10 protein-coding genes are annotated in these 8,917 nt (G+C 33.4%); 2 read left to right on the top strand and 8 right to left on the bottom strand.

Annotated features, from left to right (window positions below; genetic code table 11):
- Nucleotides 1-111: 111 nt before the first annotated feature.
- Complete coding sequence (locus IWX83_RS08570; protein ID WP_073351159.1) at nucleotides 112-618, bottom strand: DUF2911 domain-containing protein; 507 nt, start codon at nucleotides 616-618, stop codon at nucleotides 112-114.
- Between the two features lie 184 nt (nucleotides 619-802).
- Between IWX83_RS08570 and IWX83_RS08565 the strand changes: the two genes are divergently transcribed.
- Both IWX83_RS08565 and IWX83_RS08560 read left to right on the top strand, forming a co-directional pair.
- A complete protein-coding gene (locus IWX83_RS08565; RefSeq protein ID WP_196829027.1) occupies nucleotides 803-2,719 on the top strand; it encodes a DUF294 nucleotidyltransferase-like domain-containing protein in 1,917 nt (638 codons plus the stop codon).
- Between the two features lie 2 nt (nucleotides 2,720-2,721).
- On the top strand, nucleotides 2,722-3,318 hold the full coding sequence (locus IWX83_RS08560) for a PolC-type DNA polymerase III (RefSeq protein ID WP_196829025.1): 597 nt from the start codon (nucleotides 2,722-2,724) through the stop codon (nucleotides 3,316-3,318).
- A gap of 8 nt (nucleotides 3,319-3,326) precedes the next feature.
- Here the strand turns inward: IWX83_RS08560 and IWX83_RS08555 are convergent, their stop codons facing one another.
- The 7 genes from IWX83_RS08555 to IWX83_RS08525 all read right to left on the bottom strand — a co-directional run bounded on the left by IWX83_RS08555 (nucleotide 3,327) and on the right by IWX83_RS08525 (nucleotide 8,864).
- Entirely contained in the window at nucleotides 3,327-3,818 is a 492-nt protein-coding gene (locus IWX83_RS08555; protein WP_196829023.1) for a 4'-phosphopantetheinyl transferase superfamily protein, read from the bottom strand.
- Between the two features lie 52 nt (nucleotides 3,819-3,870).
- Nucleotides 3,871-4,125, bottom strand: a complete 255-nt coding sequence (locus IWX83_RS08550) for an acyl carrier protein (RefSeq protein ID WP_196829033.1) — start codon at nucleotides 4,123-4,125, stop codon at nucleotides 3,871-3,873.
- 93 nt (nucleotides 4,126-4,218) lie between these two features.
- Complete coding sequence (locus tag IWX83_RS08545) at nucleotides 4,219-5,496, bottom strand: beta-ketoacyl synthase (RefSeq protein ID WP_196829021.1); 1,278 nt, start codon at nucleotides 5,494-5,496, stop codon at nucleotides 4,219-4,221.
- 29 nt (nucleotides 5,497-5,525) lie between these two features.
- The gene (locus tag IWX83_RS08540; RefSeq protein ID WP_196829019.1) at nucleotides 5,526-5,972 is read right to left on the bottom strand and encodes a 3-hydroxyacyl-ACP dehydratase FabZ family protein; all 447 of its coding nucleotides are present in this window, start codon (nucleotides 5,970-5,972) and stop codon (nucleotides 5,526-5,528) included.
- 16 nt (nucleotides 5,973-5,988) lie between these two features.
- Entirely contained in the window at nucleotides 5,989-7,041 is a 1,053-nt protein-coding gene (locus tag IWX83_RS08535; protein WP_196829031.1) for a type III polyketide synthase, read from the bottom strand.
- Entirely contained in the window at nucleotides 7,038-7,751 is a 714-nt protein-coding gene (locus tag IWX83_RS08530) for a methyltransferase domain-containing protein (RefSeq protein WP_073351142.1), read from the bottom strand. The genes IWX83_RS08535 and IWX83_RS08530 overlap by 4 nt, the downstream gene beginning before the upstream one ends.
- The gene (locus IWX83_RS08525) at nucleotides 7,752-8,864 is read right to left on the bottom strand and encodes an NAD(P)/FAD-dependent oxidoreductase (protein ID WP_073351139.1); all 1,113 of its coding nucleotides are present in this window, start codon (nucleotides 8,862-8,864) and stop codon (nucleotides 7,752-7,754) included. It abuts the gene before it with no gap.
- Nucleotides 8,865-8,917: the final 53 nt, after the last annotated feature.

Genomic DNA, 8,917 nt, shown 5'->3' with positions numbered 1-8,917 from the left:
ACTTATCGGTGAATTCTAAAATACTTTCTCCTGTAAATTTTTCCATTCTTTAAATTTACATAAAAAGTATAAGTAATTATCCGAACACCTCAAAATATTTATTATCCACTATTATTTAACACTGATTGGAATATTCCAATTTTCCCAACTTAGCGTAACATTATTAGCATTCACGGTATACACTAATTTTTCAGCGGTTGATTTAGCTACTTTTTGTTTTACTGTCACACGCAATTGATCTTCTTTTTCTTTGTAATCGTAAGCTCCCCATTGTTTTGCTTCTTTGTTAAAGATGATTACACATTCTTTTTCACTGGGCACAATAAAAAAGGAATATTTCCCTGCTGGCAATTTTGCTCCTTCAATTGTTACCTCTTTATCTGTTTCAAAAGTAGTTGCGTCGTTTGCTCCGGCACGCCAAACTTTATTAAATGGTACTAAAGCGCCCCAAATTTTTCTTGCATTTACCGACGGACTGCCGTAATTAATAGTAATGGTAGCACCATTTATTTTTCCTGTAGCTACTTCTTTACTGCTTGTAGGTTTTCCTTGAGCAGCAATAATATTCACAATGAATAAGGCGATAAGTGAAAAATGCATTTTTCTAATTCCTTTCATGATTTAAAATGTTTAAGTTTAAGTTATAAAAGTAAAAAAAGGCAATTTAATTCATTGTCATTCTTGTTTATTTTATGAAAATATTAAGTAATTTAAAAATTAATAGTTTTGCCTGATAAATGGCTGCGTTATAATTTTAAATTTTGTTATTTTTACAAAAATATACATTCTTTATTTGCAAACTATGAATACAATTGCGGAACACATTGCTGACTTTTTAAAGGAATACCCACCATTTAATCATTTGACTTTTGTAGAGTTATCAATAATTGCGACCAGTATCCGAGTGGTAAATTTAGAAAAACACAAAATATTGTTCCAGGTAAATGATCTTTTGCACGATAGTTTTTATGTTGTCGCCTCTGGTGTGATCAATTTATCTGTGATTGCTGATGCAGAGGAAACACTATTGAACAAATGTAACGAAGGAGATATTTTTGGTTTGCGTCCATTTTTTGCTAAAAACAATTACATGATGACGGCAAAAGCAAGAGAAGAAAGCATTGTTTATGCCATTCCTATTGCTACTTTTCGGCCTTTTGTAGCCAATAATGCAGAAGTTTTAAATTTTTTATTGGAAAGTTTTGCTGTGAACACGCGGAATCCCAAGGATAAAGAAAATTTAATAGGAAAATTGATCTCTGACAACGTTTTTTATTCAGATCAACAGTCCGAAATGCAATACTTTCAAACTTTATCTTACAACACTTCGCCCTTAAAAACCAATAGTAGCGCTATAGTTCAAGAAGTTGCGCAATTAATGACCGAAGCTTTAAAGAATAATATTGTCGTTTGTGACAATAATATTCCTTTAGGTATTATTACAGACGCCGATATGCGCTCTAAAGTTGCCACGGGACGATTTCCTCTGACTGCCTCTGTTGCTAAAATAATGTCTTCGCCTGTAATTACAGTATTGGAAAATGTTTCTTTAGCCGAAGCGCAATTGCTGATGCTAAAATATAATGTGACTCATTTGTGTGTAACTCAAGATGGTACCGATAAATCTATTGTTAAAGGAATTATTAGTGAACACGATTTAATTCTTGCGCAAGCTAATAATCCAGGGGTTTTAATCAAAGAAATTAAACGCTGTCAATCATCAAAAGAATTAAAACAAATTCGGGAACGGTTAACTGATTTAATTCAGACGTCCATTTCAAAAAATATACCGCTTTCTCACGTATTTAATATTGCCAGCGAAATCAATTTGGCAATCATTAAACGTACAGTTGAATTATCGATTTTAGATTTAGGCTCACCTCCTGCCCGTTTTGCCTGGTTGAGTATAGGAAGTCAAGGTAGAAAAGAACAATTATTATTAACGGATCAAGATAGTATTTTGATCTTTGAAGATGTGTCTGCGGACAAATATCGAGAGGTAAAAGACTATTTCTTAAAGTTGGGAAAAAGAACGACGGCCACGCTTGAAAAAATTGGTTACGAACTTTGTCCAAACGGACACATGGGAAGTAATATGTTATGGTGTAAGTCTTTGACAGACTGGATAAAACAGTACGATAGTTGGATGAATACTCCAGGTGAAAACAGTAATGATTTAAGCAGTATTTTCTTTGATTATGAAATCACTTTTGGAGAACAAAAAATTGAAGATGCGATTGGAAATGTCGTTTTCAAAAATGCAAAAAACAACACTTTGTTTTTTGACTTTCTTGGAAACGATGCATTACGAAAAAACTCTCCATTAACTTTTTTCAAAAAATTCAATGTTGAAGAAGAGGGAGTCAATAAAGACAAATTTGATATTAAAACACGGGCCTTGATGCCATTAATTGATGGCGCGAGACTTTTTGCTTTGTATTTTGATATTAGAGGCATTAATAATACGTTCCAAAGATTCAAACAACTATCAATCACAGACCCAAAACATGCTGAAATTTATCTTAATTGTGCCGAAGCCTTTTTGACTTTATCAAAATTTAGAATATCAGAAGGTCTAAAAAATGACAATTCAGGCCAATTTATAAATTTGGAAGAATTATCAAAAATTGATCGTGAAAAATTAAAAAATGCATTAGCTCCTATGAGGGAATTAGAAGAACTTATAAAAGGAAAATTTCAACTTACACAATTTTCATAATCATGTTAGACTGGCTAAAAAATATTAATAAAGAACACCCTGAATTTTGGAAAAATTATGTTTCAAAATTTGATAAAAAATCATCTCGATATGTTGTTTTATCAACAGAAACCTCTGGTTTAAATACAGATAAAGATGTTATTTTATCTATTGGTTCTTTTGCAGTAATTGACAGCAGTATCATTATAGGTGACAGTTTTGAAGCGGTTTTATTACAATATAAATTTTTCCATGATAATGGTCTTTCTAATGAATTTCTGGTAGAGAGTAAAATGAAAAAACTAGGAGAGCCGGATGCTATAAAAGCATTTATCGATTTTATAGGGAATTCCACTTTAGTTGGACATCATATCGATTTTGATGTCGAGATGATTAACGCTGCTTTAGAAAGGTTAGATTGTGGGCGCTTAAAAAATGAAGCATTAGACATTGTTGTTATGCATCGAAAACTAAATGATATTAACGACAAGCAATTTTCCCTAGATGAACTTTGCACTGCCTACAATATTCCTAAAAGCGATCGAAATTCAGCAGCCGAAGATGCGTATAAAACTGCTTTGTTATTTTTAAAGTTAAAATCGAGATTGGGCATAAAGTAGCTTTCAATCTATTCAACAAGCATTATTCCCTCCCAAAACCGCCCATGATGTGTAATTGAAACAGGGCTTACAATTAAACTTGAAATGTCTTTAACAAATGGAATACCATTGATTTTGGTGATTTTTGTTTCTAATTCTATCTTCTTAATTTGACTAAAATACATTTTTTTAGCAACAGCAATAGTATAAACTGATTCGTTTGAAATTTGTGTTTGCGTATGGTATGTAAAGCCATTGCAAGAAACGGTTCCTAAATTTTCACTTTCGTACCAACAGTCTAATTGCAACGGAATATAGCCTCTGATTCCCGTTTCCCGATTGTAGATTTTATAAGCAGCTTCTTTTCTAGTCCATAAGTTCCAAACCATTATCTCTGGATTTAAGGCATTAGCAATAAGCAGTTGCTCGTTTTCTGTAAAAATTTTGTCTAAAAAACGGTTCCGTTGCCAGTTGCTTTCTTTCTTAGCTAAAGCCAAATCTACAATATCGTTTCCTATCATTTGCTAGTTTTAGTTTGGAACAATAAAAGAGAATCGTTTTAATACTTGTACTCTACTTTTCAGCTAGTTTTATTGCAACAATTTCCATCGCCGCTTTTACATTTATCATTTTTTCCATCGATTCATTATCAATTATTATATTGTATTTCTCTTCGATATCTAGAATCACATCGACAAGGTTAGCTGAATTTATTTTTAAATCATTGATAAAATCGGTTTCCTCTGTAAGGGCATCAAATGATTCCTGATTTTGTACATACGGTTTTACGATGGTTTTCAATTGCTCGATTATTTCTTGCTTACTTATCATTTATTTGATGTGTTATTTCTGTTAATTTATTTTAGCTTTACTACTTTGTTTGTGAAGAAAGGACTGACGTGATAAATTAGGTCTTTAAGGCTATGCCGCTTTCCATTTTTTAAAAATCACACAACCATTGACATCTCCAAAACCAAAACTGGCTTTAGCAATTATATTTAGTTCTTTTTTTATCAATTCTTTTGGAATCTTGGACTCATCGATGAGTGCTGTGATTTCGGCGTGCAAATCGTCGCAATTAATATTCGGAAAAACAAATCCTTGATCTAATTGCAATACCGATGCTACACTTTCAATACTTCCCGCTCCAGACAGGCAATGACCTACCATTGATTTTAAGGAATTTATATAAGGAAAGTCTTTCCCTTTTCGTTCTAAAGCTTCGCTCCAATTCTGAATTTCTAAACCATCTTTAGAAGTTGCAGTCAAATGGCCGTTGATGGCATCAATCTCGTTTGCATCTATTCCAGCATTTGCTATAGCATTTTTAATACACCTTTGTACCGCCATTGGATTTGGCGCCGTCATGGTTCCCAATCCCCGTTGCCCTCCAGAATTGATGTTTCCTCCTAAGACTTCAGCGTAAATTCGGGCACCACGAGCCAAAGCAGTTTCTAAATCTTCTAGAACCAAAGCCCCTGCTCCGCTACCTGGAACAAATCCCGAAGCACTAGCACTCATGGGTCTCGAGCCTTGTTCTGGTGCGTCATTATGTTTGAAAGTACACACGCGCATGGCATCAAAACCACCCCAAATATACGGTCCAGAGTCACTGGTACTCCCTGCTAAAATGCGTTTGGCCTGACCTAATTTAATTCGTTCATAAGCCATCAATATACTTTCGGTTCCTGTTGTACAGGCAGAAGAATTAGTTGTCACTTGATTCCCTAATCCTAATTTCCCACCTAAGTAAGCACTTACACCACTATTCATCGTTTGTGCTACGGCCGTACTTCCCAACCGTCGTGTTTGAAAATCATCTATTTTATAAATGCTTTCGCGAAATTTATCAATTCCTGAAGTTCCAGTTCCAAAAATAGTTCCGCTGTCCCAATCCGGTTCTTCGTTATTTTCTAAAGTCAAACCAGCATCTTTCCAAGCATCTATTCCTGCAATCACCCCATATAAAATCCCAGTTGAATTGAAGTTTCGTAACTCTAATTCTGAGAAATATTGCAATGCCAGTTCAGTAGAAATTTCAGGTTTTCCAGCAATTTGACAAGAAAATTGTAATCGCTCCAACTCTGTATCGTGCTTAATCCCTGAAATTCCATTTTTGATAGCATGAGTAAACACATCAAGCCCTACTCCATTTGGAGCAACAACACCAAGACCCGTTATAACTACTCGTTTTTCCATACAAAAATTAATTTTAAACCATTAAGTCATTAAGATATTTCACTCTTTGAAACCATTATTCCTGCTATTGTTCCCGTACAAACCTCTTCTCCTTTTTCATTTTTCATAATGACTTTACATTTTAATTTTCCGAATCTAAAGTATATTTTTTCTGAAATTACAGTCACTCTTTCAGTAGGAAATACCGGTTTTAAAAACTCTATTTCTGATGATGTTAAGGCAATTGAAGTAGCTTTATTAAATGAATCATCTAATAGAAAAATTCCTAAACAAACCAATCCAATTTGCGCCATTACTTCTGTTAGGATAACTCCTGGAGTTATCGGGTTATCTTTAAAATGTCCTTTGTAAAAATCCAGATTCTCGTCAAAATAATACGTACCTTCTACTCCATTTTCGTTGATATGAAGAATTTCGTCCACAAACAAAAACGGTTTGGAATACGGTAATTTTGCTATAATTTCTTGGTTAGTCATATTTTTGAACACTGATTTAAAACTGTAACAAAACCCGTTGTGCGGAAAATCCAGGGCCAAAACTTAACATTAATCCTTTGTCTCCTTTTTTAGGCTGCTTCTCCATTATTTGCTCTAAAACATATAAAACTGTGGCACTAGACATGTTTCCATATAAGCGCAAAACTTCTTTCGTATCATCGATATTTTTTCCCATACTCGAAAACAAACTTTCTACTGTTTGTACAATTTTTTTTCCACCGGGATGAAATATTAAATGATCAATATCTTCTATTTTTAAATTGTTTTTTTCTAAAAACGGATAAATAATAGCTGGAAAATGAGAAGCAATTGTTTCTGGCACTTCAATATCTAAAACCATTTGCAATCCTGAATTCGTTAGTTTAAAACCCATCATGTGAATGTTATCATAGAAATGATACATCTCCTCCGCTACAATTTCCGGGCCTTCATCATCTTCATGAGAAGATAGCAACACACAAGCCGCTCCATCACCAAAAATAGCTGCACTTACAATATTTGCCATCGAAAAATCATCTAATTGAAAGGTTGCCGTTGGACTTTCAACTGCAATGACAGCAGCTCGTTTTCCTGGATTGGCTTGCAAGAAATTCTTAGCATATATAATCCCAGAAATTCCAGCTGCACAACCCATTTCAGTAACGGGAAGGCGAACAATATCCTGACGTAATTTTAATTTGTTTATCAAATAGGCATCCAGTGAAGGAATCATAATACCGGTACAACTGACTGTAATGATGTAATCTAAATCTTCTGGATTCCAATTGGCTTTTGTCAGTGCTTTTTCGAGAACCTTTTTCCCTAAGTCAATGACTTCACGAACATAGATATCATTTCTTTCTTCAAATGAAGTTTTTGTAAATACTTCAATTGGATCCATAATGGAATATCTTTTATCTACAGCTGCTCCTTCAAAAATCTTCTTTACTTTTCTAATGAAACGTTCGTCTTGCCCTACTAACCAGGAATCCAAAAAAGGAAGTATTTCATCTGTATTTCTGGAATATTTTGGTAACTGTTTTGTTACGGTTTTAATTTTTACACTCATATTTTTGAAATTATCCATTGGTAGCGAAAAGCCCATTTCCAATGAATTTTATAGTTGATAAAGTTTAATTTTTTGGAGAAACGAACTAACTCTTCCTTTTTAAAACCCCTTAATATTGAAGTCAATCCATCTTCTCTTGACATGTCGTTCAATTGAAACACAAAACATAATCCTTGAAACAAGCGGTATGCAATTGCACTTCGATGTAAATCATTGATCACTATGCCTATACTTGCATTGCTTTCAAATACATTCAACAACTGAACAATTTCATCGTCTTTGAAATGGTGCAATGTCAAAGTGCACAGAACGATATCATATTTTAATTCTGCAAATGAAGGTCTGAAAATATCTAGACATTGGTAGCTGATGTTGGGATAATCTTCAGATAATTTTCGAGCATGTGAAATGGTGAAATTATTAGCGTCAATTCCTATCAATCGGAATTTCAAATTATTTTTTAATCCAAAATCGGCTAAAGTCCTTAACATATCACCATTACCGCAACCTACATCAAGAATTACAATTTCTTTTGATTTGGATTCTTTGGCAATTAGTTCCCTTACTCCTTTTAAAGTTAACTGATTTCCTCCTAAAAGCTGATTAATTTTAGCTATTTTATCCAAGGCATCTCTTAATTCTTCTCCTTCGAGCAGAAAGTCATCCATTATTTCGGAATCATTGGTTCTGTGCGTTGTGTTTATAGCCATTTATATAGGTTTACCATGCGTTTTTTTTATTATCATTGGCAGAAGGAATGGGAAAAGTATCAAAATTTTCAGTACAATTTGTGCTGTTTTTTCATGTTGTAATAGCTTTCCTAACCGACGACCTGTTTGCAATCTTTTTTTAAAATTTTTATTCCAATCGTTTAAATAATTATCTTCTAAGGTGGCTCTATCAATTTTATTTTCTAAAAAATGTATTGTATTTTCCGCCGCTAGTTTTGCACTGTGAATAGCCATTGCCATTCCGTTTCCACACAAAGGATGAATCAATCCGGCGGTATCACCAATCATAAGTATATGCTCTTCTATACATTTTTTTTCTTCAAATGAAACTTGACTAATTGTTAAAGGCTTTTCAAATTGTATGGTAGCATTTTTAAAAATTTCTTTCAAATTTGGATTTTGATAAACTACGTGAGTTTGATACTCTTCAATAGACTTGTACTTTTTGAATGTGTCATAATTGGCAAGATAACATATATTTACTAAATTATTTTCTATTTTAGACACACCACAATAGCCTCCCTTAAAATGATGTAAACCAACACAGTCATCTGGAAAATCTAGCTTATAATGAGCCTTAACACCTAACCAATGTGATTGTTTTTGAATAAAGTTACGTTTTAATTTGATGTCTAGATTGGATCTTTTTCCAAAAGCTCCAAGTACAATTGATGTAGCATAGGTATTCGAATTTGTGGTGACTGTAAATGTACCGTCTAAAAATTCAATATCATTTACCGTCTCTTGAACAATTACACAACCACGCTCTTTCGCTTGGTGATATAAATAGTTATCTAATTGATACCTACTTATCCCAAATCCGCCCAAAGGCAAAACTGTGTTTAAAGATTTTCCAGAAACTAATGAAAAGGAAAGTGTATCAATGTGTTTAGGAAGCATCGAATTAATCTCTAAACCAAGTGATATTAGATAAGGTAAAACTTCATTAGAAATGTATTCGCCACAGACCTTGTGTTTGGGAAATTCATTTTTTTCGATTACTAAAACAGTATAGTTATTATTTTTAAGATGGATTGCAGCAATTAGTCCTGCCAAACCGCCACCAACAATAACTATTGAATTTTGTATCATAGTGGTAAACTTAAGAATTTAGATCTATAAAGCGTTTTAAAATGCTCTAAATT

Source organism: Flavobacterium sp. CG_9.1, assembly GCF_015751645.1.
Taxonomy (GTDB): Bacteria; Bacteroidota; Bacteroidia; order Flavobacteriales; family Flavobacteriaceae; genus Flavobacterium; species Flavobacterium xanthum.
Note: the sequence above shows the minus strand (reverse complement) of the source record. Positions and strands in the feature narration are given on the sequence as shown.

What these genes read in the sequence shown, in the direction of transcription:
- IWX83_RS08570 (WP_073351159.1), bottom strand. Translation starts at nt 618, where the DNA reads ATGAAAGGAATTAGAAAAATGCATTTTTCACTTATCGCCTTATTCATT.
- IWX83_RS08565 (WP_196829027.1), top strand. Translation starts at nt 803, where the DNA reads ATGAATACAATTGCGGAACACATTGCTGACTTTTTAAAGGAATACCCA.
- IWX83_RS08560 (WP_196829025.1), top strand. Translation starts at nt 2,722, where the DNA reads ATGTTAGACTGGCTAAAAAATATTAATAAAGAACACCCTGAATTTTGG.
- IWX83_RS08555 (WP_196829023.1), bottom strand. Translation starts at nt 3,818, where the DNA reads ATGATAGGAAACGATATTGTAGATTTGGCTTTAGCTAAGAAAGAAAGC.
- IWX83_RS08545 (WP_196829021.1), bottom strand. Translation starts at nt 5,496, where the DNA reads ATGGAAAAACGAGTAGTTATAACGGGTCTTGGTGTTGTTGCTCCAAAT.
- IWX83_RS08540 (WP_196829019.1), bottom strand. Translation starts at nt 5,972, where the DNA reads ATGACTAACCAAGAAATTATAGCAAAATTACCGTATTCCAAACCGTTT.
- IWX83_RS08535 (WP_196829031.1), bottom strand. Translation starts at nt 7,041, where the DNA reads ATGAGTGTAAAAATTAAAACCGTAACAAAACAGTTACCAAAATATTCC.
- IWX83_RS08530 (WP_073351142.1), bottom strand. Translation starts at nt 7,751, where the DNA reads ATGGCTATAAACACAACGCACAGAACCAATGATTCCGAAATAATGGAT.
- IWX83_RS08525 (WP_073351139.1), bottom strand. Translation starts at nt 8,864, where the DNA reads ATGATACAAAATTCAATAGTTATTGTTGGTGGCGGTTTGGCAGGACTA.